Source organism: Mesorhizobium sp. M0701 (assembly GCF_040320365.1).
Classification (GTDB): Bacteria; Pseudomonadota; Alphaproteobacteria; order Rhizobiales; family Rhizobiaceae; genus Mesorhizobium.
In genome coordinates, this window is record NZ_JAMYPO010000001.1 from 299,874 (window position 1) to 322,525 (window position 22,652).

25 protein-coding genes and 1 pseudogene are annotated in these 22,652 nt (G+C 63.1%); 14 read left to right on the top strand and 12 right to left on the bottom strand.

All coding sequences use genetic code 11. The annotated features are described in order from the left end of the window. Positions 1 to 25: 25 nt before the first annotated feature. On the top strand, positions 26 to 535 hold the full coding sequence (locus tag NKI24_RS01465) for an NUDIX hydrolase (protein WP_352742938.1): 510 nt from the start codon (positions 26 to 28) through the stop codon (positions 533 to 535). 78 nt (positions 536 to 613) lie between these two features. Here NKI24_RS01465 and NKI24_RS01470 read toward each other — a convergent pair whose 3' ends face one another. From NKI24_RS01470 to NKI24_RS01495, 6 genes and pseudogenes are all read right to left on the bottom strand, one after another. Next, the gene (locus NKI24_RS01470; RefSeq protein WP_352576222.1) at positions 614 to 1,465 is read right to left on the bottom strand and encodes a citryl-CoA lyase; all 852 of its coding nucleotides are present in this window, start codon (positions 1,463 to 1,465) and stop codon (positions 614 to 616) included. Next, positions 1,462 to 2,646: a CaiB/BaiF CoA transferase family protein gene (locus NKI24_RS01475; protein WP_352742940.1), complete on the bottom strand. Its 1,185-nt coding sequence runs from the start codon at positions 2,644 to 2,646 to the stop codon at positions 1,462 to 1,464. The genes NKI24_RS01470 and NKI24_RS01475 overlap by 4 nt, the downstream gene beginning before the upstream one ends. Positions 2,647 to 2,661: 15 nt before the next feature. Next, a complete protein-coding gene (locus NKI24_RS01480) occupies positions 2,662 to 4,185 on the bottom strand; it encodes a tripartite tricarboxylate transporter permease (RefSeq protein WP_352742942.1) in 1,524 nt (507 codons plus the stop codon). Positions 4,186 to 4,189: 4 nt separating this feature from the next. Further along, positions 4,190 to 4,723: a tripartite tricarboxylate transporter TctB family protein gene (locus tag NKI24_RS01485; RefSeq protein ID WP_352576249.1), complete on the bottom strand. Its 534-nt coding sequence runs from the start codon at positions 4,721 to 4,723 to the stop codon at positions 4,190 to 4,192. Positions 4,724 to 4,881: 158 nt separating this feature from the next. After that, the gene (locus tag NKI24_RS01490) at positions 4,882 to 5,859 is read right to left on the bottom strand and encodes a Bug family tripartite tricarboxylate transporter substrate binding protein (RefSeq protein ID WP_352742944.1); all 978 of its coding nucleotides are present in this window, start codon (positions 5,857 to 5,859) and stop codon (positions 4,882 to 4,884) included. A gap of 205 nt (positions 5,860 to 6,064) precedes the next feature. Next, a pseudogene (locus NKI24_RS01495) lies at positions 6,065 to 6,603 on the bottom strand (GNAT family N-acetyltransferase). A gap of 226 nt (positions 6,604 to 6,829) precedes the next feature. On the opposite strand from NKI24_RS01495, the gene NKI24_RS01500 reads away from it, so the two are divergent. The 4 genes from NKI24_RS01500 (at position 6,830) to NKI24_RS01515 (ending at position 10,516) form a co-directional block, all read left to right on the top strand. Continuing rightward, on the top strand, positions 6,830 to 7,285 hold the full coding sequence (locus NKI24_RS01500) for a DUF2214 family protein (protein ID WP_352742946.1): 456 nt from the start codon (positions 6,830 to 6,832) through the stop codon (positions 7,283 to 7,285). A gap of 185 nt (positions 7,286 to 7,470) precedes the next feature. Continuing rightward, the gene (locus tag NKI24_RS01505; protein WP_352742174.1) at positions 7,471 to 8,448 is read left to right on the top strand and encodes a tripartite tricarboxylate transporter substrate-binding protein; all 978 of its coding nucleotides are present in this window, start codon (positions 7,471 to 7,473) and stop codon (positions 8,446 to 8,448) included. A 79-nt stretch (positions 8,449 to 8,527) separates the two neighbouring features. Beyond that, positions 8,528 to 8,995, top strand: a complete 468-nt coding sequence (locus tag NKI24_RS01510; protein ID WP_352742949.1) for a tripartite tricarboxylate transporter TctB family protein — start codon at positions 8,528 to 8,530, stop codon at positions 8,993 to 8,995. 9 nt (positions 8,996 to 9,004) lie between these two features. Beyond that, positions 9,005 to 10,516 (top strand): tripartite tricarboxylate transporter permease, encoded by a 1,512-nt coding sequence (locus tag NKI24_RS01515; protein ID WP_352448310.1) that lies wholly within the window; start codon positions 9,005 to 9,007, stop codon positions 10,514 to 10,516. Between the two features lie 34 nt (positions 10,517 to 10,550). Here the strand turns inward: NKI24_RS01515 and nth are convergent, their stop codons facing one another. Continuing rightward, positions 10,551 to 11,372, bottom strand: a complete 822-nt coding sequence (nth, locus tag NKI24_RS01520; protein ID WP_352742951.1) for an endonuclease III — start codon at positions 11,370 to 11,372, stop codon at positions 10,551 to 10,553. Between the two features lie 22 nt (positions 11,373 to 11,394). Between nth and NKI24_RS01525 the strand changes: the two genes are divergently transcribed. After that, positions 11,395 to 11,889: a DUF2244 domain-containing protein gene (locus NKI24_RS01525; RefSeq protein ID WP_352742953.1), complete on the top strand. Its 495-nt coding sequence runs from the start codon at positions 11,395 to 11,397 to the stop codon at positions 11,887 to 11,889. Between the two features lie 9 nt (positions 11,890 to 11,898). On the opposite strand, the gene NKI24_RS01530 is transcribed toward NKI24_RS01525, so the two are convergent. Continuing rightward, positions 11,899 to 12,714: a class I SAM-dependent methyltransferase gene (locus tag NKI24_RS01530; protein WP_352742955.1), complete on the bottom strand. Its 816-nt coding sequence runs from the start codon at positions 12,712 to 12,714 to the stop codon at positions 11,899 to 11,901. A 115-nt stretch (positions 12,715 to 12,829) separates the two neighbouring features. On the opposite strand from NKI24_RS01530, the gene NKI24_RS01535 reads away from it, so the two are divergent. The 6 genes from NKI24_RS01535 to NKI24_RS01560 all read left to right on the top strand — a co-directional run bounded on the left by NKI24_RS01535 (position 12,830) and on the right by NKI24_RS01560 (position 17,717). Further along, positions 12,830 to 13,723, top strand: a complete 894-nt coding sequence (locus NKI24_RS01535; protein WP_352448314.1) for a methylated-DNA--[protein]-cysteine S-methyltransferase — start codon at positions 12,830 to 12,832, stop codon at positions 13,721 to 13,723. Positions 13,724 to 13,839: 116 nt separating this feature from the next. Continuing rightward, positions 13,840 to 14,748, top strand: coding sequence for a ribokinase (locus NKI24_RS01540; RefSeq protein ID WP_352448315.1), 909 nt, complete (start codon positions 13,840 to 13,842; stop codon positions 14,746 to 14,748). 6 nt (positions 14,749 to 14,754) lie between these two features. Further along, complete coding sequence (locus tag NKI24_RS01545; protein ID WP_352742957.1) at positions 14,755 to 16,215, top strand: amidase; 1,461 nt, start codon at positions 14,755 to 14,757, stop codon at positions 16,213 to 16,215. Positions 16,216 to 16,318: 103 nt separating this feature from the next. Next, positions 16,319 to 16,933: a LysE family translocator gene (locus NKI24_RS01550; RefSeq protein WP_352742959.1), complete on the top strand. Its 615-nt coding sequence runs from the start codon at positions 16,319 to 16,321 to the stop codon at positions 16,931 to 16,933. A 52-nt stretch (positions 16,934 to 16,985) separates the two neighbouring features. Further along, the gene (locus tag NKI24_RS01555) at positions 16,986 to 17,354 is read left to right on the top strand and encodes a hypothetical protein (protein WP_352448317.1); all 369 of its coding nucleotides are present in this window, start codon (positions 16,986 to 16,988) and stop codon (positions 17,352 to 17,354) included. Positions 17,355 to 17,357: 3 nt separating this feature from the next. Continuing rightward, a complete protein-coding gene (locus NKI24_RS01560) occupies positions 17,358 to 17,717 on the top strand; it encodes a hypothetical protein (protein WP_352448318.1) in 360 nt (119 codons plus the stop codon). Between the two features lie 9 nt (positions 17,718 to 17,726). On the opposite strand, the gene NKI24_RS01565 is transcribed toward NKI24_RS01560, so the two are convergent. Then, positions 17,727 to 18,668, bottom strand: a complete 942-nt coding sequence (locus NKI24_RS01565) for a nucleoside hydrolase (RefSeq protein WP_352742961.1) — start codon at positions 18,666 to 18,668, stop codon at positions 17,727 to 17,729. A 144-nt stretch (positions 18,669 to 18,812) separates the two neighbouring features. Between NKI24_RS01565 and NKI24_RS01570 the strand changes: the two genes are divergently transcribed. After that, on the top strand, positions 18,813 to 19,238 hold the full coding sequence (locus tag NKI24_RS01570; RefSeq protein WP_352448320.1) for an Hsp20 family protein: 426 nt from the start codon (positions 18,813 to 18,815) through the stop codon (positions 19,236 to 19,238). 63 nt (positions 19,239 to 19,301) lie between these two features. Next, positions 19,302 to 19,559, top strand: coding sequence for a BQ00720 family protein (locus tag NKI24_RS01575; RefSeq protein WP_023675269.1), 258 nt, complete (start codon positions 19,302 to 19,304; stop codon positions 19,557 to 19,559). A gap of 91 nt (positions 19,560 to 19,650) precedes the next feature. Here the strand turns inward: NKI24_RS01575 and ptsN are convergent, their stop codons facing one another. From ptsN to rpoN, 3 genes are all read right to left on the bottom strand, one after another. Beyond that, positions 19,651 to 20,115, bottom strand: a complete 465-nt coding sequence (ptsN, locus tag NKI24_RS01580) for a PTS IIA-like nitrogen regulatory protein PtsN (protein ID WP_023675268.1) — start codon at positions 20,113 to 20,115, stop codon at positions 19,651 to 19,653. Positions 20,116 to 20,174: 59 nt separating this feature from the next. Then, positions 20,175 to 20,759, bottom strand: coding sequence for a ribosome hibernation-promoting factor, HPF/YfiA family (hpf, locus tag NKI24_RS01585; protein WP_023675267.1), 585 nt, complete (start codon positions 20,757 to 20,759; stop codon positions 20,175 to 20,177). 291 nt (positions 20,760 to 21,050) lie between these two features. Then, positions 21,051 to 22,577 (bottom strand): RNA polymerase factor sigma-54, encoded by a 1,527-nt coding sequence (gene rpoN / locus NKI24_RS01590; protein ID WP_352742963.1) that lies wholly within the window; start codon positions 22,575 to 22,577, stop codon positions 21,051 to 21,053. Positions 22,578 to 22,652: the final 75 nt, after the last annotated feature.

The following is a 22,652-nucleotide window of genomic DNA, read 5'->3' on the forward strand; positions in this document are numbered from 1 at the left end:
GGCACCGATTCGACTGGATTATCGAATGGCAGCCAGCAAGAAGAAGGTTGTACGCAAGGCAAGGAAGGGCGACGGGGTTCGCCAGGTCGCGGCGATTCCCTTTCGGCTGAACGAGCATGGCGATGTCGAGGTGATGCTGGTCACATCGCGAACGACGAGGCGCTTCATCGTGCCGAAGGGCTGGCCGATGAAGGGCAAGAGCGGCCGCAAGGCGGCCACTGTCGAAGCACAGGAAGAAGCCGGCGTTCTCGGCAAGACACTGAAACAACCGGCCGGCACCTATTGCTACTGGAAGCGGCTGGCAAACCGCTTCGTCCGTGTCGACGTCGTCGTCTATTTGCTGGAAGTAACCGAGGAACTTGCCGACTGGCAGGAAGCCAGGAGGCGGCAGCGGGCATGGCTGGCACCAGCCGACGCGGCGTTGCTCATCGACGAGCCGGATCTTTCGACGCTGGTGAGAAACATCAGGATTGCCGAGCTGGAGCATAATCCCAAAAAGCAGAGTCCGGCGTTCGGAAAAGATCCCGCTCAATAGAAGATGGAGGCCCGCCCCGACTGTGTCGGGATGGAATTGGTTCCAGCGCCCGCCGCCGCCGTCTCTTGAACCGATGCCTCAATGACTGCCATCGTCTTCCTCGGGCAGAGGCCGCGCCGGCGTGCCGGTATAGGCCCACAGCCATTCGCGCGGCAGCGGCCCCTTGTTGCGGTCGCTTTCCTGCGACTGTTCCCACGCATGTGCGAGGATGCCGACCGAGCGCGACAGCACGAAAAGGCCGCGCGTCAGCGGCGGCGGAAAGCCGAGCTCGCCGTAGATGACGGCCGTGGCGCCGTCGATATTGAGCGGGATTTTTTTGCCCTTGCGCCGCGCCACCTCGGCCTCGATCGCCTCGGCGATATCGGCGAAGCGCCCGCTGACGATGCCGCGCGCGGCAAAGTCGCGGGTTAGCTCGATGAGGCGGGGCGCCCGCGGGTCGACCGGATGGAAACGATGGCCGAGCCCGGGCACATAACCGTTTTCCCCGGCAAGGAAACGATCGAGCCGCGCCGACACGGCGTCCGCAAGCGGCATGCCGGCGTCCAGTTCGGCAGCGATGTCTCCGTAGAAGGAAAGCGCCTGTTCGCCGGCGCCGCCATGCACATCGCCAAGCACGTTGACGGCTGATGCCATGGCGCTGTTGATGCCGACGCCGCAGGTGATCGCCATACGGGCGATGGCGATCGACGGCGCCTGCGGCCCATGGTCGACGGCAGCACCCAGCGCGATGCCAAGCAGCGCCGCCTGCTCCTCGCTTGGCAGTTCGCCGCGCAGCATCAGCCAGATCATTGCCGGAAAGCTGACGCGGCCGATCAGATCCTGGATTTCATAGCCGCGCAGCCGGATGACGCCGGGGCGCATCTCGATGATGCCGGTCTGCCACCATTCCTCGCCGCGTGCGCGACCAGTCTTGTTTTGCGCTCCGCTCATGCCTTCGCTCTTTTCCTGGCACGCGGCGGCAGGCCGGCAAAAACCTCGTCCATATGCTCGCCGAGCCCCGGCGGCGGCCTGCTCGGCAAAGGTGCCTCGCCATCGACCATGAAGCCGCCGCGCACCACGGTCAGCGGCTGGTCCATCCCGGACACAGCCGGGAAGCGCGCCGTCATGCCGCGCTCGATCACCTGTCGCTCCTGCAGTATCTGCGGGATTGTCAGCACCCGGCCTGCCGGCACGCCGGCGCGATTGAACGTCTCCTCCCAGGCGGCGGCCGAGCCGCTCGCCAAGGCATCCTCGATCAGCGCTTTCAATGCAATGCGGTTCTGCTTGCGCGTTTCTCGCTCGGCAAAGCGGACATCCGAGGCCAGCTCCGGCCGGCCGATCAATCGGCAGAGCGCGACGAACTGCTCCTGCTTGTTGGCGGCGATGTTGAGCAAGCCGTCGCCGGTGCGAAACGCGCCAGACGGTGCGGCCGTCATGTTTTCATTGCCCATCGGCTGCGGCTCGACGTCCGCCGTCAGATAGTTCGACACCGGCCAGCCGAGCGCAGAAAGCGTGCATTCGAGCATCGACACGTCCAGGAACGCGCCCTCGCCTGTCGTCTTCTGCTTGACCAATGCGGCGGTAATGGCGAACGCCCCGACCAGCCCGCCAAGCGTATCGGCGACGGGATAGCCGACACGCAGCGGCGCCGTTTCCGGTGTACCGGTGATGCTCATGGTGCCGGAAAGACCCTGGATGATCTGGTCGTAGGCTGGATTGTCGCGCATCGGCCCGGTCTGGCCGAAGCCCGATATCGCACAATAGACAAGGCTTGGCCGGACCTCCTTCAGCCTGGCATGGCCAAGCCCCAGCCGGTCCATTACGCCGGGGCGGAAATTCTCGACCAGCGCGTCGGCCGAAGCGACCAGATCGAGGAAGCGTTCGCGGCCGGCCTCCTGCTTGAGATCGAGCGCCACCGAGCGTTTGCCGGCATTCTGCGCCAGGAACGAAGCGCCCATGCCCGCCCGGTTGAGCTCCGGCGAGGCGCCGAGCTGGCGCGCCAGATCACCGCCTTGCGGCGTCTCGACCTTGATGACGTCGGCCCCGAGCAACGCCAGCTGGTAGGCGCAATAGGGGCCGGCCAGCACATTGGTCAGGTCAAGGATGCGGATGCCGGAAAGCAGGTCTGTCATGACGTCACGAACAGCTCAGGCATCGCCCGGCACGTGCTCCGGTCCACGCATGCGTCTGTGCTCGATGTAGGCCCAGATATGCGGTCCAACCAGCCCGATGAAGGCCAGCGTCAGCAGCGTCAGCGACAGCGGATGCTTGTAGAACACCGTCCAATCGCCGTTGGAGATGGTCATCGCGCGGCGGAACTGCGTTTCGGCAAGCGGCCCGAGAATCATGCCGATGATGACGGGCGCGGTCGGAAAATCGAAACGCCGCATCAGGAAACCGGCGGCACCGAGCAGATAGAGGATGACGAGGTCGATCGGCGATTGCGAGATGCCGTAGGTGCCGACCGTGGCGAACACCAGGATGCCGGCATAGAGCTGCGGCGCCGGGATCTTCAGCAATCGCACCCAGAGCCCGATCAGCGGCAGGTTGAGGACGACGAGGATGACATTGGCGATGAACAGGCTGGCGATCAGCCCCCACACCAGGTCGGCCTGCGTCGTCAGCAGCAGCGGCCCCGGATTGATACCGTAGCTCTGGAACGCCGACAGCATGATCGCGGCCGTCGCCGAGGTCGGCAGGCCGAGCGTCAGCATCGGCACCAGCACGCCGGCCGCGGATGCATTGTTGGCCGCTTCCGGCCCGGCAACGCCCTCGATGGCGCCGACCGTGCCGAACTCCTCCTTGTGTCTGGAGAGTTTCTTCTCGATGGCATAGGAGAGGAAGGTCGGGATTTCGGCGCCGCCGGCCGGCATGGCGCCGATCGGGAAGCCGATCAGGGAGCCGCGCAGCCATGGCCTCCACGAGCGCGACCATTCAGCCGCGGTCATGTAGAGCGACCCTTTCAACGGCACGATGTCGTCCTTGCCGGCATAGCGGCGCGAGGCCATGTAAAGCGTCTCGCCAACGGCGAACAGGCCAACGGCGACGACGATGACGTCGACGCCGTCCAACAATTCGCTCATGCCGAAGGTGAAGCGCGGCTGCCCCGTCTGCAGGTCGACGCCAATCATGCCGACGACGAAGCCGACGAACAGGCTGGTCAGGCCGCGCACCGACGACGAGCCGAGCACCGCCGAAACCGTGATGAAGGCCAGCACCATCAGCGAGAAATATTCGGCCGGGCCGAAGGCCAGCGCGAATTTGACGACGATCGGCGCCAGGAAGGCAACGCCGATCGTGCCCAGCGTGCCGGCGACGAAGGAGCCGATCGCCGAGGTCGCCAGGGCCGCACCGCCACGGCCGGAGCGGGCCATCCGGTTGCCTTCCAGCGCGGTGACGATGGTGGCGCTTTCGCCAGGCGTGTTGAGCAGGATCGATGTCGTCGAGCCGCCATACATGGCGCCGTAGTAGACGCCGGCAAACAGGATGAAGGATGCCTCCGGCGCCACCTGATAGGTGATCGGCAACAGCAGCGCGATGGTCAGTGCCGGCCCGAGGCCGGGCAGCACGCCGATGGCAGTCCCCAGCGTGGTGCCGACCAGGCACCATATGAGATTGATCGGCGAGAAGGCGACCGAAAATCCGTGCGCGAGATGGCCAAGCGTTTCCATGGCGTCAGCCCCTCAGCATGGCAACGATCGAATCGACGGTCGCGTTCAGCTGGTTTTCGATGAAGCCGGCACCGATATTGACGCCAAGCGCCCTGGCAAAGCCGAAATAGGCGGCCAGCGCCAGGATCAGCCCGAGCAGCACGTCACGCAGCGGACGCCGGCTGCCGAAACCGTGGCAGATGAGAACGAACATGATGACAGATGCCGCGGTAAAGCCGAGCGGCTGGATCAGCACCAGGTTGGCGATCAGTCCGAGGGCGGCGATGCCCATCGCCTTCCAGTCGGTCGGCGTCTCCTTTTCGTCCTCCGGCTGCCAGCCGCCCCGCAAGGCGGCAATGATGAGCAGCAGCGACAGGATCACCATCCCGGTCATGGTGATGTAGGGAAAGACGGTCGGACCGACCTTGGAATAGAGCGGCGACACCGGGATTGCCAGCGTCTGCCAGGCAACCGCACCGGCACAGGCGAGGAGCCCGACGCCGATCAGCAGTTCGGGTACTGCAAGGCGCGGCGGCGCCGGCTGGTCGCTGGTGCTCATCATCGTCCTCCCAATGTCGGTCCCTTGGGGCCGGTTCTCCTTGGACCGGTCTCACTCGGCCGATCTCGGCGTAGTTTCACCTCCGGCGCCGCGTATGTCCATGCGGCTGGCGAAAGTCGGCAAGGGTTGGCGCAGGCTGCCACCCCTTGCCGAGAGCATCACGCTAGACCGAGGTCCTTGAGGATCGTCCCGATGCGGGCCGTGTCTTCGGCGACGAATTTCGCATAATCGTCACCGGTGAGCAGGATCTGCGTCCAGTTGCGGTTCTTGCATTCGGTGGCCCAGGCGTCGCTCTTGGCCATGGTCTCGATCAGCTTGATCATTGCTGCCTTGTCGGCGTCCGAGACGCCGGGCGGTGCGAAGACGCCGCGCCAGTTGAACAGCTCGACATCGATGCCGGCTTCCTTCATCGTCGGCGCATCGATTCCCTCCTGGCGTTTATCCGCGGAGATGGCCAGCAGCCGCAGCGCACCCGCCTTGACCTGTTCGGCGAACTCGCCATAGCCGGAGATGCCGGCCGCGACCTGGTTGCCGAGCAGCGCCGAGAGCGCCTCGCCGCCGCCGGCAAACGGCACATAGGAGAGATTGGTGGCCGGAACACCGACGGTCTTGGCGATGAGGCCGAACAAGATGTGGTCCGAGCCGCCAGCCGAACCGCCGGCGACCGGAACCTGCGTCGGGTCGGCTTTGAGGGCGGCAACAAAGTCGGCCGCAGTCTTGAATGGCGAGGCGGCCGGCACCACAAGCGCCTCGAACTCGCCGGTGAGGCGGGCGATTGGCGTGACCTCGGTAAGGTTGTTAGCCGCCTTGTTGGCGATGATCGCGCCGACCATGACCATGCCAGCCACCATCAGCGCATTGCCCTTGCCCTTCCACTGGTTGACGAATTGCGGCAGGCCGACAGTACCGCCGGCGCCGCCGACATTGGTGATCTGCGAGCCGGAGATCAGTTTTTCGCCCCGCAGCACCTGGTCCATGGCGCGCGCCGTCTGGTCCCAGCCGCCGCCCGGCGCCGCCGGCACGAAAATCTGCAGCTGCGGTGCGTCCTGCGCGAAGGCGGGGATAAAATGCGATGCCGCCAGTCCGGCAGCACCTGCTGCAGCGGTGCTCATCAAGAATCGGCGTCTGTTCAGCATGGGATTCCTCCAAATCGCGACACCTCCTCCGGTGCCTGCCAGAAACGTGGCCTGACTTCAGACCCGCTCGATAAAATTCATGCAGAGTTTGCGTCTTCCTGTCAAAGACAGAACACGCCGCATGCGGCACAATCGGCCTGTGCGATCTTCAGGCAGGCGAACTCGACGCCGGACGACGTGGCAGGCAGAGGCCAGACAGCGTCCGTCAGGGCTGCCGCTCCAGCAGGATGGTCGGCTTGCCTTGGTAGACGGTTCGTGCACTTCGCCATAACCGCATTTTGCCGCGACGTTCAGCGAGCCGGTGTTTTCCGGATCGATGATGCAGACGGTCTTCGCGGCTGCAAATGCCTCATCGCCCCAGGCAAGCACCCGTGCGACGACTTCGCTGGCCAACCCGTGGCCATGCGCGCCCGAAACCAGAGCCCAGCCGGTTTCCGGAATGCCCTCGATCGACGGCGTCATGTCGCGTTTCAGGTCGTGGAAGCCGGCCTCGCCGATGAAGCGGCTGGTCGCCTTTTCCTCGACCGCCCAGAAGCCGTAGCCCAGAAGCGACCACAGGCCGGCATGGCGCAGGAAACGCATCCAGCTTTCCTCTCGCGTGCGCGGCTTGCCGCCGATAAAGCGGGTGACGACGGGATCGGCCCACATAGCGACATAGGCGTCGAAATCGTCAAGCCGGTGCGGCCGCAGGACCGTGCGCGAGGTCTCAATCACTGGGGCGACAATTGTATGCGGACTGGCCATGGTCATGTCTCGGTTGTGTTGCCGGTGCCTAATGCAGGTCTTCCAAACGTGGGGACAGCGACACGCACGAGACGGGAAATCCAAATCCGTTGCGAAAAACAAGAGCCAAGGCTGTGTAGATCATCTTCCAGGCTGATGTGAATCCTGCCAGGCGGTGTTAGTTTTCTCCAGTACTGGTTCAGGCGCGTTGGGTTTCGGCGCTGCCGTCCGACAGAGGGAATACAGCATGGACACCACCGACCTTGTGCTTGCCATCTTCCATCATCTGCTGGTGTTTTCGCTGGCAGGCATCATCGGCGCCGAATTCGTCCTGATCCGCAGCGACTTGTCCGCCGCGACGCTGAAGCGGCTCGTCGGCATCGACCGCCACTACGGCATCATTGCCATGCTGATCATCGTCATCGGCATCGGCCGCGTCGTCTATGGTCTGAAAGGCTGGGAATTCTACGTGTACAATTGGATGTTCTGGGCAAAGATGGCCGCTTTCGCCATTGTCGGCCTGTTGTCGATTATCCCGACCATCCGTTTCCTGTCCTGGAACAGGCAGGCGAGCGTCAGTCCCGGCTTCCAGGTTCCTGCGGCGGAGCTAGCGTCCGTTCGCACCTATGTCCGCACCGCGGCCTTCATCTTCCTCTTGATCCCGGTGTTCGCGGCGGCGATAGCGCGCGGCTACGGTTATTAAGATAGGTCGGAGGAACGGCATCGCGCGGCCCAACCTTTCCACTCATTTGCGCGGACAAACGTGCAGTTTGCCATTCGAGGCCGATTGTCATTTGTCGGGTTGCGCTAGTTATTGCTCCATCTACATTCGGTTTTGAGAGGAACTCCGCGCAGCGGTTGGTAATTCGTATCCTGGGAGGAATCACGATGAGAAAATTCGTCGCCGCGCTGGCTGTCGCTGCGGCCGCCATGCTTTACCCACCGGCCGCTGGCGCGCAGACCTACCCCGAACGCACCATCACCATTGTCGTGCCGTTTTCGGCCGGCGGCCCTACTGACACCGTCACGCGTCTTGTCGCGGAAGCCATGTCGAAGGACCTCGGCCAGCAGGTCATCGTCGAGAATGTCGGCGGCGCCGGCGGCACACTGGGCGCCGGCCGCGTCGCAAATGCCGAGCCTGACGGCTACACGCTGCTCCTCCATCACATCGGCATGGCGACAAGTGCTACGCTCTACAGAAAGCTCGCCTACGACACGCTGAACGCATTCGAATATGTCGGCCTCGTCACCGAGGTGCCGATGACCATCGTCGGCCGCAAGGACCTCGAGCCGACCGATCTGAAGGGGCTGGTCGACTACGCCAAGGCCAACAAGGACAGCATCACCGTTGCCAATGCCGGGATCGGTGCCGCCTCGCATCTGTGCGGCATGCTGTTTATGAGCGCCATCGGCACGCCGCTGGTCACCGTACCCTATAAGGGCACCGGCCCGGCCATGACCGATCTTCTCGGCGGCCAGGTCGACATCATGTGCGACCAGACGACCAATACCACCAAGCAGATCCAGGGCGGCACGATCAAGGCTTATGCCGTAACCTCGCCGCAACGGCTAGACGTGCTGCCGGACGTTCCGACGACGGTAGAGGCCGGTCTTCCCCAGGTGCAGGTCGGCATCTGGCACGGCATCTATGCACCCAAGGGCACGCCGGCCGAGATCACCGAACGCCTGTCGAAATCTCTGCAGGTGGCGCTGAAGGACCAGAACGTCGTCGCCCGATTTGCCGAACTCGGCACCAAGCCGTCGCCCGAGGCCGATGCCACGCCGGCCGCGCTCAAGGCCAAGCTGGAAAGTGAGATTGCGCGCTGGAAGCCGATCATCGAAGCGGCCGGCCAGTACGCCGACTAAAGGTTTTTAACGGGGCGCCGCCAGCGCCCCGTTTTTACACCGGCATCGGCACGCCCGTGAGGCGGGCCGGGAGGACGCCATGAAACCTTTCGCAATCGACAGAACCAACGGCATATGCGCCGCGCTGTTGATCTTTATTGGCGCCTTTTTCGCGCTGCAGTCGCTGGGCCTCGAAATCGGCACCGCCTTTCGCATGGAGCCGGGCTATTTCCCGCTGGTGCTGGCAATTGTGCTGATCTTGCTTGGCGCCGCCATCCTCGTCCAAGCGGTGCGTTTCGAGAGCGAGCCGATCGGTTACATTGCGTGGCGCGGCATGCTGTTCATCCTGCCTGCTCCGATCTTCTTCGGCCTGACGGTGCGCGGCCTCGGCTTCATCCCGTCGATCTTCCTGACGGCGCTGATCGCATCTTTCGGTAGCGGCCGTATGAAGCCGCTGACTGCACTCGTGCTGTCAGCCGGCCTGACGCTGTTCGCATTCGTCGTCTTCAGCTACGCACTCGGCCTGCCGTTTCGGCGTTTCGGCCCGTGGTTGCCAACGTCGTTGTGAGGAGATGAAATGGAACTCCTCAACAACCTCGCACTCGGCTTTTCGACAGCCACATCTTTGGCAAACCTCGGTTTCTGCCTGATCGGCGTCCTTCTCGGCACGCTGATTGGTGTCCTGCCCGGTATCGGCGCCACCGCAACCATTGCCATGCTGTTGCCGATCACCTTCCAGATCGGCGATCCGGTTTCCTCCCTGATCATGCTCGCCGGCATCTATTACGGCGCGCAGTATGGCGGCTCGACTACCGCTATTCTCATCAACATGCCCGGCGAATCCTCGTCGGCCGTCACCGCCATCGACGGCTACCAGATGGCCAGGAACGGCCGCGCCGGGGCGGCACTGGCGACCGCGGCGATAGGCTCGTTCTTTGCCGGCACGGTGTCGACCTTCCTCGTCGCCATCTTTGCCCCGCCGCTGACGGCGATAGCGTTGAAATTCGGTGCTGCCGAGTATTTTTCGCTGATGATTGTCGGTCTGGTCTCGTCCGTCGCGCTCGCCCACGGCTCGATCGTCAAGGCGCTGGCCATGGTCGTGCTCGGCCTGCTGCTCGGCCTTGTCGGCACCGATATCTACACCGGTACACCCCGTTTCACGCTCGGCATCCGCGAATATGCCGACGGGCTGAATTTCGTCGCAGTGGCGGTCGGTGTCTTCGGCGTCGCCGAGATACTGCGCAACCTCGAAAACGAGCATGAGCGTTCCGTGCTGATCCGAAAGATCTCCGGCCTTATGCCGACCCGCGAAGATTTTCGGCGCATGGCGGCTCCCATCGTGCGCGGAACGATCATCGGTTCGGCGCTCGGCATCTTGCCGGGAGGCGGCGCGATCCTTGCCGCCTTTGCCTCCTACACCGTCGAAAAACGTGTCTCGAAAAATCCCGGGGAATTCGGCAAGGGCGCCATCCAAGGCGTCGCCGGACCGGAATCGGCCAACAATGCCGGCGCCCAAACCTCCTTCATCCCGATGCTGACGCTCGGCATTCCGGCCAACCCGGTAATGGCGCTGATGATCGGCGCGATGATCATCCAGGGCATCGTGCCCGGCCCCAATGTCGCCATCGAACAGCCTGCGCTGTTTTGGGGTATCATCACCTCGATGTGGATCGGCAATCTGATGCTGATCATCTTGAACCTGCCGCTGATCGGGCTTTGGGTGAAACTGCTTACGATCCCGTATTACGTGCTCTTCCCGATCATCATGGCGTTCTGCTCGATCGGCGTTTACAGCGTCAACACCAACGTCTACGACCTCTATGCCGTCGCCCTCTTCGGCTTGCTTGGCTATCTCCTGACCAAGCTGCGCTGCGAACCTGCGCCGCTGCTGCTCGGCTTCGTGCTCGGCCCGCTGCTCGAGGAAAACCTGCGCCGCGCCATGATCCTCTCGCGCGGCGATCCGAGCACCTTCGTGACGCGGCCGATCAGCGCCAGCCTGCTCCTCATCGCGCTTGCCGTGCTCGTCATCGTGTTTCTCCCCGCGGTCAGGAAGAAGCGCGAGGAGGTGTTCGTCGAGGAGAGTTCCTGAACGTGGACGGCGCCACATACGAGGAACTTCACAGTCACTTGCCGGGCACTGACTCAGTAGCCGCTTCTCCTGGCCCGAGCGGCGCGATCTCCACCAGCGGTGCAGGCACGCTGGTCGTCTTTTCCTTGGCCTTGCAGATATCGGCGATGACGCAGACCGGGCAATCCGGCTTGCGCGCCTTGCAGACATAGCGGCCGTGCAGGATCAGCCAATGATGCGCATGCCGCATATATTCATCCGGAATGATCTTCAGGAAACCTTGCTCGACCTGTTCCGGCGTCTTGCCCGGCGCCAGGCCGAGCCTGTTGCCTATGCGGAAGATGTGCGTGTCGACCGCCATCGTATGCTGGCCGAATGCCACGTTGAGCACGACGTTGGCGGTCTTGCGGCCGACACCCGGCAGCTCGACCAGTTGATCGCGATCCTCAGGCACCTCGCCGCCATGGTCGCGGATCAGCGCCTCCGACAGCGCGATGACGTTCTTGGCCTTGTTGCGCCATAGCCCGATGGTGCGGATATGGTCGCCGAGCTTGGCCTCGCCCAGCGCCAGCATCTTTTGCGGCGTGTCGGCAATTTTGAACAGCGCCCGCGTCGCCTTGTTGACGCCGGCGTCCGTCGCCTGAGCCGAAAGCACCACCGCCACCAGCAGCGTGAAGGCGTTAATATGTTCGAGTTCGCCTCTCGGTTCCGGCCGCTGAACGGAAAAGCGCCGGAAAATCTCATGCACCTCGGCCGCGCTGTAAAGCGCCCGCGATCTCGCCGTCCGCGGACGCGACTTGACGTTCGAGCCGTCGCCGCGGCCGGGCAACAGGTCTTTTTTTAGCGCGGAAGAGTTTTTGGGCTTGGGGCTTGTCATTGCCTTCCTATAATATTCCCCAATGAGCGACACAAACGCCTCATTTCAGGCCGACGAGCCATTTTTCCAGGCGCTGCTGACACCGCACCGGTCGCTGGGCAAGACCGGCTTTGCCATACTGATGGGCGCCCTGCTGTTCGGCTGGCTGGTGACTGGAGCGTTTTTTCTGTTGCGCGGCGCCTGGCCGGTGTTCGGCTTCTTCGGCCTCGACGTGATCGCCGTCTACATCGCCTTCCGCGCCAATTATCGTGCCGCCCGGGCTCGCGAGGAGGTATCGGTGTCGCGCACCAGCCTCGACATCCGCAAGACTGCCCCGTCAGGCAAATCGGAAGCACACCGCTTCAATCCGTTCTGGGCGCGCTTTTCGATCGCCCGCCACGCCGAGATCGGCATCACCAGAATGGCGGTCGAGGCGCAAGGAAAAACCGTCTCGATCGGCGGCTTCCTCAACCCTGACGACCGCGAAAGTTTTGCCACCGCATTTTCGCGCGCTCTGGCGACCGCCAAGGCGCGCTGAGCCAGCGTTTCAGAAACGATAGCGCAACAGCCTGCCGATCTTGCGCAATGCTGGAATGTATTTCCAAAGGCGAACGAACAGTTTCGCGAACCAGCGCATGCGAGCGGCATGTGCCGGCTTATAGGCAGGGATGTCCTCGACGAACCGCAGCTTCGGAACGGCTCGCTCCAATTCATGCGGGTTCTCGATGCTCCAGTGGACCTCGGCACCGGTGGCGCGGAAGGAGGAATTGAGGCGAATGATCTTCAGGCCCAGGCGACTATAGGCATCGAAAACCAGTTCGCCGCTCGAAAGATGTCCCACCAAACGAGAAAACAGTTGCTGCCCCTCCTCGGCGCCCAGGTAGGGAGTCAGGCCTTCCGCCACGACTATGGCCGGGCGATCCCGAGGTACTTCGTTCAGCCATCCCGGTTCGGTGACCGACGAAGCGATCAGGTGGTAGTGATCCCGCACTGGATAGAGCTTGCGCCTGAGGTCGATGACTTCGGGATAGTCGACGTCGAACCAGTCCACGCCGGCTGGCGGGTCGATACGGAATATGCGCGTATCGAGCCCACACCCGAGATGCAGTACGATGGCGTCAGGATTTCGGGCGAGAAAGTCCTGAACGCAGACGTCCAGCGTCTTTGCCCTGATTGCTAGACCGACGCCGAGATTGTTGTCGACCCTGAGCCGTGAGAAATCATAGTCGATGTTGCGCACCGCCTCGTCGGCAAAGTAGTCCCTGAGCAGCGAATTGGGCAGCCGGCTCTCCAGCGCCTTGCCATAAAGTGTCAAAAACAAGGTCTCCTTTGCCCCGGTCAGGTTTACTTTTTCACCAGCCACGACCGTCCTCCCCATTCAAAGCCCAGCTCTATCTGGGTACATGCCGCGGGAAAGCAAGTTTCGGGTGGTGATCGGCGCCGCGAAGGACGATATTCGCACTCAAGGAGATACTGCCATGAACGCCCAAATGCCTCTCAAAACGACAGCAATCCTTCAGAAAGACATCACGCCTGAAGGCGGCGACTACGAAATCGTCCGTCGTGCCATCGAAAAGATCAGCCTCGACTATCGCGACCAGCCTTCGTTGGAAGTGCTGGCCGAGGAGGTCGGCGAGACGCCGACCGGGCTGCAGAAGCTGTTCACCCGCTGGGCCGGCCTGTCGCCCAAGGCTTTTCTGCAGGCCGTCACCCTCGATCATGCGCGCAAGCTGCTCGATGCCGGCATGCCGCTGCTTGAAACCTCGTTCGAACTCGGCATGTCCGGCCCAGGCCGGCTGCATGATCTGTTCGTCACCCACGAAGCGATGTCGCCGGGGGATTACAAAACCCGCGGCGCAGGGCTCACCATCCGCTACGGCTATCATATCTCGCCTTTCGGCATCGCGCTGATCATGGTGACGGACCGCGGCCTCGCCGGCCTCGCCTTCAACGACCCCGGCGGCGAGCGTGCGGCCTTTGCCGACATGACCAGCCGCTGGCCGAATGCGACCTATGTCGAGGACATGGCGGCGACGGCGCCCTATGCCGCGCGCATCTTCGATCCGTCGCTGTGGCGCGCCGACCAGCCGCTGCGCGTTGTCATGATCGGCACAGACTTCCAGGTCCGTGTCTGGGAGGCCTTGCTGCGCATTCCGATGGGCCAGGCCTGCACCTATTCCTCGATCGCCGCGCGCATCGGCGCACCGAGTGCCAGCCGGGCTGTCGGTGCCGCGGTCGGTGCCAATCCGATGTCCTTCGTCGTGCCGTGCCACCGGGCTCTCGGCAAGTCCGGCGCACTCACCGGCTACCATTGGGGCCTGACCCGCAAACGCGCCATCCTCGGCTGGGAGGCGGGACAGGTCTCTTCTTAAATAGCCAACGAATGGAACGATTGGAGCGATGCAAGGACCGCTAGGGTGACAAGCAGCGATCTTACGGAGTAGCTTCCCGCGCAATTAGAGTGGTATGCGCTAGCGGGAGGCACTTCTTGATCGTCGTCATCGGCTCCATCAATCTCGATCTCATCGCCAGTGTCGACCGCTTGCCCGGTCCCGGCGAGACGGTGCGCGGCTCCGGTTTCGCTACTGCCCCCGGCGGCAAGGGCGCCAACCAGGCGCTGGCCGCCGCCCGTGCCGGGGCCAAGGTGCGCATGGTCGGCGCGGTCGGCAAGGACAGCTTCGCCAGCGAGGCTCTGGCGCTGCTGCGCGACGGCAAGATCGACCTGTCCGGCGTCGGCGAGACCTTTGCCTCGACCGGTACCGCGTTGATCATGGTCGGCGCCGACGGCGAGAACGTGATCGCCGTTGTGCCGGGCGCCAATGATTCGGTCGTGCCGGGTGACCTTTCCAAGGCTTTCGTAAAAAACGGCGACGTCGTGCTGCTGCAACTGGAGATCCCGCTGCAGACCGTCGAGGCAGCACTCGACGCGGCAAGGACAGCCGCCGCGATCACCGTGCTCAACACCGCCCCTTTCCATGGCGACGCGGCCGGCTTCCTCGGCAAGGCCGACTATGTCGTCGCCAACGAAACCGAGTTCGACCTCTATGGCGAGGCGCTGTCGTTGAATGGCCGCGACCGCCCGGCACGGATGCGCGACTATGCCGCGAGAACCGGCCGCACCATCGTCGTCACGCTTGGCGCGGACGGCGTTCTGGCGGCAACGCCGGACGATCTCCTGATGGTTCCGGCGCTGAAGATCAGTCCGCTCGATACGGTCGGCGCCGGCGACACGTTCTGCGGCTATTTTGCAGCCGGGCTGGCAGCCGGCCTGCCGCTCGACCAGGCGCTTGCCCGCGCTGCCGCAGCCGGTTCGCTGGCCTGCCTGAAAGCCGGTGCACAGCCGGCCATCCCGCTGGCCAGGGACGTCGATGCCGCTCTGCAGAAATCTACAGGCTGAAGCCGGATGACAGCCATGCGCCCGACGACCAAGCATGCGGTGCCGCCCGCCGGCGACATCTGCCGCCTGTCTGCCGTGGCGCTTGCCGGGAAGATCCGGCGCCGGCAGCTTTCGGTGCGCGAAGTGGTCGCGGCATTCCTCGACAGGATCGAGGCGGTGAACCCGCTGGTCAACGCTATCGTTTCATTGCGTGAGCGTGCCGACATCCTGCGCGAGGCCGACAGCGCTGACGCTCATCTGGCGCGAGGTGGAGATACCGGATCGCTGTTCGGCCTGCCGATCGCGATCAAGGATCTTGCGCTGACAAAAGGCCTGAGAACCACCTTCGGCTCGCCGATCTTCGCCGATTTTGTGCCTGAGGAAGACGACTTCTTCGTCGAGCGCGTCCGCAAGGCCGGCGCGATCATCATCGGCAAGACCAACGTTCCCGAATTCGGGCTCGGCTCCAACACCTACAACACCGTGTTCGGACAGACGCTCAACGCATTTGACCCGGCGCTGACCGCCGGCGGCTCGAGCGGCGGTGCGGCGGTCGCGCTGGCGCTCGACATGGTTCCCGTTGCCGATGGCAGCGATTTTGGCGGTTCCCTGCGCAATCCCGCTGCCTACAACAATGTCTATGGCTTCCGTCCATCGCAGGGATTGGTGCCGGCCGGCCCTGACCTTGATGTGTTTCTTGCGCAAATGGGCGTCGAAGGGCCGATGGGGCGTAAGGTGCGGGACATGGCGCTGCTGCTCGACGTGCAGGCCGGCTACCATCCTCGCGCGCCGCTGTCGCATGATAAGCCAGGCTCGTTTCTCCAAGGGGTGGAAACGCCGGCGGCCGGCGGGCGTATCGCCTGGCTCGGCGATCTCGAAGGTCATCTGCCGGTTGAAGCAGGCATTCTACAGCTTTGCGAGGCAGCACTCGGCCGGTTCGCGGGTGTATCCTTCGAGGCCGAGCCGCTGATGCCGGAATTCGACTTCGAAGCGCTGTGGCAAGCCTTTGTAACGCTTCGCCAGGCGAGCAGCGGTTGTGCACTCAAGGCGCATTACGACGATCTCCTGAAACGAAGTCTGCTGAAGCCGGAGGCCGTTTGGGAGGTGGAACATGCACTGCGCCTCACCGCGCCGCAGATCCATGCCGCCACGGTGAGGCGCTCGTCCTGGCATCGAATGCTGCTGTCGCTCTTCGAGCGTTTCGACCTGATTGCGCTGCCAGCCGCACAGGTCTTTCCCTTCGATGTCGTCACCCACTGGCCAAGGGAAGTGGCCGGGCGTGCCATGGACAGCTATCACCGCTGGATGCAGGTCTCAGCGCTCGCCACGCTGGGCGGCTGCCCGGCGGTCAACGTACCGACGGGCTTCGACGCCAGGGGCAGGCCAATGGGCATGCAATTGATCGGGCGACCGCGCGGTGACCTCTCCGTGCTGAGGGCGGCTGCCGCCTATGAGGCCACGCTGCCATGGCAGGCCGGCGCCTGCTAAAATCAGCTCCGTATTGTCGGCGCCTCGCCGACTTGCACGCAACTCATCGTCATGCATTGATCGCGACAGCGCGCCGCACGAGCGGCATTCTGTGGAGGGAAAAATGTCGCTGGAACTCTACGCCACCTACGTCGTCGCCTGCATCGTCATCATCCTGGTGCCGGGGCCGACAGTGACGCTGATCATCGCCAACAGCATCCGCCACGGCTCGCGCGCCGGTCTCGCCAATGTTGCCGGCACCCAGGCCGGGCTGGCCATCATGATCGCCATCGTCGGCATCGGATTGACCTCGCTGATCGCCGGCATGGGCCACTGGTTCGAGTGGGTCCGGCTGATCGGCGCCGCCTACCTGATCTGGATGGGCGTGCAGATGTTCCGCTCGAAAGGCAAGCTGAACGCCGACGGATCGGCAAAAAAGCCGCGTGGCGGCTTCTTTTTGCAGGGGCTGCTGGTGGCGATCAGCAATCCAAAGACGCTAGTGTTCTTCGGCGCCTTCTTTCCGCAGTTCATCGCGCCTGAAGGCAATTTCGCGTTACAGATCGGCGTCATGGGTCTCACCGCGATGATCTTCGCCGCAGTCTCGGATTCGACCTACGCGCTGGCCGCCGGCCGCGCCGGACGCCTGCTGTCGGCCGGCCGCGTCAAGCTCTTGTCGAGGATCAGCGGCAGCTTCCTGGTCGGCGGCGGCCTGTGGCTGGCCTTTTCCAAGGCGAAGTAACGGCCGCGAGCCCGGCGACGCCAACAGCAACATCCTGGAATAGGAAGGCCGATTGAAAGTCGGCCTTCAGGCCACCACATGGATCAACAGTTGGGGATTCATGTCTATGCCGTGGACTTACGCGGATTTGAAAAGGAACGCGTTTGGCGTGATCCTGTTCATCGGTTTGTTCGCGGTGATGGTTCCGTCGGCTCTGAACAAATGGGCGAATGACGCAAGTCCGATCCGGTCGGTTGACCCGGTCGATGCGACGATCAAAAGTGGACAGGGTAAAGGGCGGAATATCCAATATCTGCTGGTCCTTGAGAACGGTTCGACGGTCCTGGTTTACGACGACCTCCCGCATCTGATCGGCTCGCGCGTCGGCATCGAGCGCGTCACGCGCGACAATGGCTTCGTCTTTTACCGATTTGCAAGTTGAACCATGGCAAGAGCGCGGCTGGCCTTCACCTTGTTGAAGCTGCGGGAAAACCTCCGGGGCGTCATTATCACCAGCCTTGTGGTGGGCGTCTGCATTTTGGCAATCGGTGCACTGATTGCAAGGCGGAGCAGCCCCATCGTCGATGTGGAGCGCGTGACAGGCACGGTGGTTAACGTCCTCAATGCTGAAGGGGCGGTCGGTGACGGATTCCGCTATCTCTATGGAATCCGTCTCGAAGAAAGTAACCTCCTGGTGTTCGTGTATGGCGACCCGCGCGCGCCGCGCGCCATCGGCTCGCAAGTATTGATCGAGCGACAGCGTCGCATGAACGACACCGAAACGTATCGTCTGCTTCGGGAATGAAAGACGGCGCTAAAGCCGCCCCAGCCTTTCCAGCAACAGCGCGAAAAACGCATCATGGTCGATGTCGCGCATCACCATGGCGTTCTTCGGCCGTTTGGTCACCCCCCACCAGTCAATCACCGTCATGCCCATGGTGAGCTCCGAGGCGGTTTCCACGCTGACATTGCAGTTGCGACCCTTGAACAGCTTCGGCTTCAGCAGATACGCGATCACGCAAGGATCGTGCAGCGGGCCGCCGTCGGTACCGTATTTCTCCTCGTCGAAACGTTCGAAGAATTCCAGCATGTCCGCGGTGGCCGTGCCGACCCTGGTGCCGAGCTTACGGAAGGCCTTCGTGCGCTTGGCGGTGGTCAGCGCCTTGTGGGTGACGTCGAGCGGCATCATCACGATCGGAATGCCGGATTTGAACACGACATCGGCTGCATGCGGATCGACATAGATGTTGAACTCGGCGGTCGGCGTGACGTTGCCGCCCTCGAAGAAGCCGCCGCCCATCAGCACGATTTCCTTGATGCGCGGCGCGATTTTCGGCTCGCGGATCAGCGCCAACGCAATGTTGGTGAGCGGCCCGAGCGCGCAAAGCGTGATCGTGCCGCTCTCCTCCCTCATCAGCGTCTCGACGATGAAATCGACCGCATACTCTTCCTGCAGTTTCATCTTTGGTTCGGGCAGTTGCGGCCCGTTGAGGCCGGTCTTGCCATGCACTTCCTCGGCGGTGACCAGTTCGCGCGCCAGCGGCCGGATGGCGCCTGCATAGACCTTGACGTCCGTCCGGCCGGCCAGCTCGCAGACCTTGCGGGCGTTTTTTTCGGTAAGTTTCAACGGCACGTTGCCGGCCACCGCGGTGATGCCGACGATCTCCAGCTCGGCGCTGCCGAGCGCCAGCAATATGGCGACTGCATCGTCCTGGCCGGGGTCAGTGTCGATGATGATCCTGCGGGATTGGGGCATTTCAATTCCTTGTTTTGGCAAGTCTTTTTGGGCGGGACGTGTGACGGCTTGAAGTCTGCCGGGCGGCGGACCATATCAAGACCATCGGGAAAAATGCCATCCGGGTTTTTCCACTTTATGTCGCTCTTGAGAGGACACTGTAACATGAGCCGAATGACGCCTTTTTCCAGCCCGCTTCTCCTCGGTTTCGATTCCATGGAAAAGACGCTGGAGCGGTTGGCAAAGTCCGGTGACAGCTATCCTCCCTACAACATCGAGCGCCTCAGCGGTGCCGACGGCAAAACCGAAAGGCTGCGTATCACGCTCGCCGTCGCCGGTTTCGCGGAAAGCGATCTCGATGTCACAACGGAGGAGAACCAGTTGGTCGTGCGCGGCCGTCAGAACGACGACACCGAGCGCGAATTTCTCCACCGCGGCATCGCCGCGCGCCAGTTCCAGCGCTGTTTCGTGCTGGCCGACGGCATGCGGGTGATTGCGGCGGAATTGAAGAACGGCCTTCTGTTGATCGATCTCGATCGGCCGGAATCCGAACGGCTGGTACGAAAAATAAACATATCGGTGAAAGACTGATTTTTGCCGATAGCTCTCATGCGGGATGGCCTTGAGCGGCGTCTCGCGGCAAGGAGGCTTGAAATGACCAGAACTAACGAGAATATCATCATGACCAGCGGCGAATTCGCCCATCTCGGCGAAGGTTCGGTCGCCTATCTCAGGAAAGTGTCGAGCGACGATCTGCGCGGCCGTTTCCCGGGCCTCGGCGAAATCGCGCCGGGTCTGGAACTGTGGGCCCTGTTTGCCGCTAATGGCCAGCCGATCCTGCTTTCGGACGCTCGCGACCGGGCACTGGCTGGCGCGCTGGAAAACGATCTGACCCCGGTCGCTATCCACTAACGTCGTTATCCACTGACAAATACGGCGCAGCGATCTGGCTGGAAACGGACAGGGCCGCTCACGGCGGCCCTTCAACGGATTTAATCAAACCTCAAGCGGCGTGCGAGGCCTGCGTGTCCGACAGCAGCGCATGGATGGCCACGGCGTCGCGCGTGCCCCTGATCTTGGCAACCGTGTCGGCGTCGCGCAGCACCCGCGCGATGCGCGACAGCGCCTTGAGGTGGTCGGCGCCGGCACCTTCGGGAGCCAAAAGCAGAAACACCAGGTCGACCGGCTGATCATCGAGGGCCTCGAAGTCCACCGGTGTCTCCAGCCGGGCAAAAACGCCGGCGATCCGCTTCACCCCAGCCAGCTTGCCGTGCGGAATGGCGATGCCGTTGCCGACGCCGGTGGAGCCGAGCCGCTCGCGTTGCAGGATGGTGTCGAACACCTCTCGCTCCGGAATGCCGGAAATCGCCGCCGCCCTTTCGGACAGCAATTGCAGCAGCTGCTTTTTGGAGTTCGCCTTCAACGCCGGCATGATTGCCGGAACGCTGACGAGATCGCTCAGATCCATGCTTGAAATCCCTTGTTCGCCTGCCGTCGCCAGTCCCCACGCTCGCGTGCGGCTGGTCTTTACCCCTGCGCGACCTTGGCCGTGGACGGGTCGATCCAGCCGATATTCCCGTCCGGCCGGCGATAGACGATGTTGAGATGGTCATTTCCGGCATTGCGGAAGACCAGGACCGGGCTGTCCTTGGTGTCGAGTTCGATCACCGCTGACGCCACCGACATGGTCCGCAGCGTCATAGTCGATTCAGCGACGATGGCCGGCGCGAAATTCTCCGGTATATCCTCCTCGTCGTCGGCAAGCGGCGCCATCACCGTATAGGCGACGTCGGTGAGCTCGCCGTTGCTATTGCCCGAATTGTGCGACTTCAGCCGGCGCTTGTAGCGCCTGAGGCGCGTTTCCAGACGGTCTGCCGCGGTATCGAAGGCAAGCGTTGGATCCTGGGCATCGCCGGTCGCCTGCAGCGAAGCACCGGAGTCCAGCCGGATCATGCAATCGGCCGTGTAGCGCGACCCCGATTTGACGACTACGATTTGCCCTGAAAAGCCCCGATCGAAATATTTCCCGATCACTTCCCCGACACGGTCGTTGATGCGCGTACGGAACGCATCGCCGATATCCATGTGTTTTCCCGATATGCGCAGTGTCATCTGAAAACTGACCTTCCTTGCTCAGGCTTCAAACTGTCCCGAGTTTATACTCGTGGTCCGCGCGCACAAGCTTTTGCGGCGTCACTTGCGCCGATTTTAGATCCGAACTTTCCGGTTGATCACAAGCCGCCTTCTTGGCCGTCCCGTGGCCTACGTCGTGACGGACCATCTCTCGTGCGGGCATCGGCGAACTCAAATCCACTCGCCAGCCCGTCTCATGCGGGCGGGCTTCTAGCCACTTCGTCGCCGCTTGTCAATGAAGGGCGAAAGCTGTGGAAATTCCGCCGGAGATCAACGGCCGGCGCTGGCCAAAGCGCGTTTTTCGCGCCGCCGCTGCACCGAAGAGGGTATGTTCATGCCTTCCCGGTATTTGGCCACCGTGCGCCTGGCGATATCGACGCCGCTTTCCCGCAGCATGTCCACGATGGCATCGTCGGAAAGCACATCGATGGCTTTCTCCTCGTCGATCAGCTGCTTTATGCGGTCGCGCACCGCTTCCGACGAATGCGCATCGCCGCCACCTGACGAAGCGATCGAGGCGGTGAAGAAATAGCGCAGCTCGAACACACCGCGCGGCGTCAGCATGTATTTGTTTGCCGTGACCCGGCTGACCGTTGATTCGTGCATGCCGATAGCGTCCGCCACCGTGCGCAGGTTGAGCGGCTTCAGGTGCCGCACGCCGTGGACGAGAAAAGCGTCCTGCTGACGCACGATCTCAGAGGCCACCTTGAGAATGGTCTTCGCCCGCTGGTCGAGGCTGCGCGTGAGCCAGTTGGCGTTCTGCAGGCATTCGGCAAGGAAATCCTTTTCCGCCTGGTTTTTCGCATGTGGCGTGACCTGGGCGAAATAGATGTGATCGACCAGCACGCGCGGCAGCGTCTCGGCATTGAGCTCGACCGTCCAGCTGCCGTCATTGGCTGCACGCACCTCGACGTCGGCCACGATCGCATCGCTGGCACCGCGCGAAAACGCCATTCCCGGCCGCGGGTCGAGCGCCCGGATCTCGGCCAGCATGTCGAGCAGATCCTCCTCGTCGACGCCGCAAATCCGCTTCAGCGTCTGGAAATCGCGCCGTGCCAGGAGTTCGAGATTGGCGATCAGCGCCTTCATCGCCGGATCGAGCCGGTCGCGCACGGCCAGCTGCAGCAACAGGCATTCGGCGAGGTCGCGGGCGAATATGCCGGCGGGCTCAAATGTCTGGCAGACCGCCAGGACCGTTGCCACCGCCGTGGCGTCCGTGCCGAGGCGGGCGGCGATCTCGGCCATGTCGGCACGCAGGTAGCCGGCCTCGTCGAGGCCGTCGGCAAGCTCGCCGGCGATCAGGCGCGCCGCCGGATCGGCAAAGGCGAGCGCCACCTGCTCGCCGACATGGTCGCGCAACGTGATGGCCGCCGCCGCCATATCGGCGACGTCGAAGCCGTCGGAGGAAGAGGTGGAACCGTTGCCGGACGCCGATTTCCATTGTGCCGTCAGGTCGGGCCCGAGCCGCTCGCTCGTACCAGGATCGTCAGGAAACAGGTTTTCCAGCGACGTATCGAGCTTTTCCGAGATCGCCTCGGCGCTCCACGCCGTTTCCGCCTCGAACCAGTCGCCGTCGGCAGCCGGTTCCGATGCAGCGTCGCCCTTCTGCGCCTGGTCGCTGGCGGCGTCCTCCTGCGGTTCGGCGCGTTCCAGCAGGGGATTGCGTTCGATCTCGTCGTCGATGAAGCGTTCCAGCTCGAGATGGGTGAACTGCAGCAGGCGGATCGACTGCATCAGCTGCGGCGTCATCACCAGCGACTGTGACTGTCGTAGCTGTAGTTTTGCCGCCAACGCCATGGTTCGGTTTCAAACGCTCCGTCTACGCACCCGCACTGCTGGAAGGAATTTTCCAGGCCAGCATAGAAACTGGCC

Excerpts from the sequence above, each read along its gene's own strand:
- hpf (WP_023675267.1), bottom strand. The coding sequence starts at position 20,759 with ATGACACTGCGCATATCGGGAAAACACATGGATATCGGCGATGCGTTC.
- rpoN (WP_352742963.1), bottom strand. The coding sequence starts at position 22,577 with ATGGCGTTGGCGGCAAAACTACAGCTACGACAGTCACAGTCGCTGGTG.
- NKI24_RS01500 (WP_352742946.1), top strand. The coding sequence starts at position 6,830 with ATGGACACCACCGACCTTGTGCTTGCCATCTTCCATCATCTGCTGGTG.
- NKI24_RS01475 (WP_352742940.1), bottom strand. The coding sequence starts at position 2,646 with ATGACAGACCTGCTTTCCGGCATCCGCATCCTTGACCTGACCAATGTG.
- NKI24_RS01570 (WP_352448320.1), top strand. The coding sequence starts at position 18,813 with ATGAGCCGAATGACGCCTTTTTCCAGCCCGCTTCTCCTCGGTTTCGAT.
- NKI24_RS01550 (WP_352742959.1), top strand. The coding sequence starts at position 16,319 with ATGTCGCTGGAACTCTACGCCACCTACGTCGTCGCCTGCATCGTCATC.
- NKI24_RS01505 (WP_352742174.1), top strand. The coding sequence starts at position 7,471 with ATGAGAAAATTCGTCGCCGCGCTGGCTGTCGCTGCGGCCGCCATGCTT.
- NKI24_RS01465 (WP_352742938.1), top strand. The coding sequence starts at position 26 with ATGGCAGCCAGCAAGAAGAAGGTTGTACGCAAGGCAAGGAAGGGCGAC.
- NKI24_RS01485 (WP_352576249.1), bottom strand. The coding sequence starts at position 4,723 with ATGAGCACCAGCGACCAGCCGGCGCCGCCGCGCCTTGCAGTACCCGAA.
- NKI24_RS01575 (WP_023675269.1), top strand. The coding sequence starts at position 19,302 with ATGACCAGAACTAACGAGAATATCATCATGACCAGCGGCGAATTCGCC.
- NKI24_RS01565 (WP_352742961.1), bottom strand. The coding sequence starts at position 18,668 with ATGCCCCAATCCCGCAGGATCATCATCGACACTGACCCCGGCCAGGAC.
- NKI24_RS01480 (WP_352742942.1), bottom strand. The coding sequence starts at position 4,185 with ATGGAAACGCTTGGCCATCTCGCGCACGGATTTTCGGTCGCCTTCTCG.
- NKI24_RS01510 (WP_352742949.1), top strand. The coding sequence starts at position 8,528 with ATGAAACCTTTCGCAATCGACAGAACCAACGGCATATGCGCCGCGCTG.
- nth (WP_352742951.1), bottom strand. The coding sequence starts at position 11,372 with ATGACAAGCCCCAAGCCCAAAAACTCTTCCGCGCTAAAAAAAGACCTG.
- ptsN (WP_023675268.1), bottom strand. The coding sequence starts at position 20,115 with ATGGATCTGAGCGATCTCGTCAGCGTTCCGGCAATCATGCCGGCGTTG.
- NKI24_RS01490 (WP_352742944.1), bottom strand. The coding sequence starts at position 5,859 with ATGCTGAACAGACGCCGATTCTTGATGAGCACCGCTGCAGCAGGTGCT.
- NKI24_RS01560 (WP_352448318.1), top strand. The coding sequence starts at position 17,358 with ATGGCAAGAGCGCGGCTGGCCTTCACCTTGTTGAAGCTGCGGGAAAAC.
- NKI24_RS01535 (WP_352448314.1), top strand. The coding sequence starts at position 12,830 with ATGAACGCCCAAATGCCTCTCAAAACGACAGCAATCCTTCAGAAAGAC.
- NKI24_RS01470 (WP_352576222.1), bottom strand. The coding sequence starts at position 1,465 with ATGAGCGGAGCGCAAAACAAGACTGGTCGCGCACGCGGCGAGGAATGG.
- NKI24_RS01545 (WP_352742957.1), top strand. The coding sequence starts at position 14,755 with ATGACAGCCATGCGCCCGACGACCAAGCATGCGGTGCCGCCCGCCGGC.
- NKI24_RS01515 (WP_352448310.1), top strand. The coding sequence starts at position 9,005 with ATGGAACTCCTCAACAACCTCGCACTCGGCTTTTCGACAGCCACATCT.
- NKI24_RS01525 (WP_352742953.1), top strand. The coding sequence starts at position 11,395 with ATGAGCGACACAAACGCCTCATTTCAGGCCGACGAGCCATTTTTCCAG.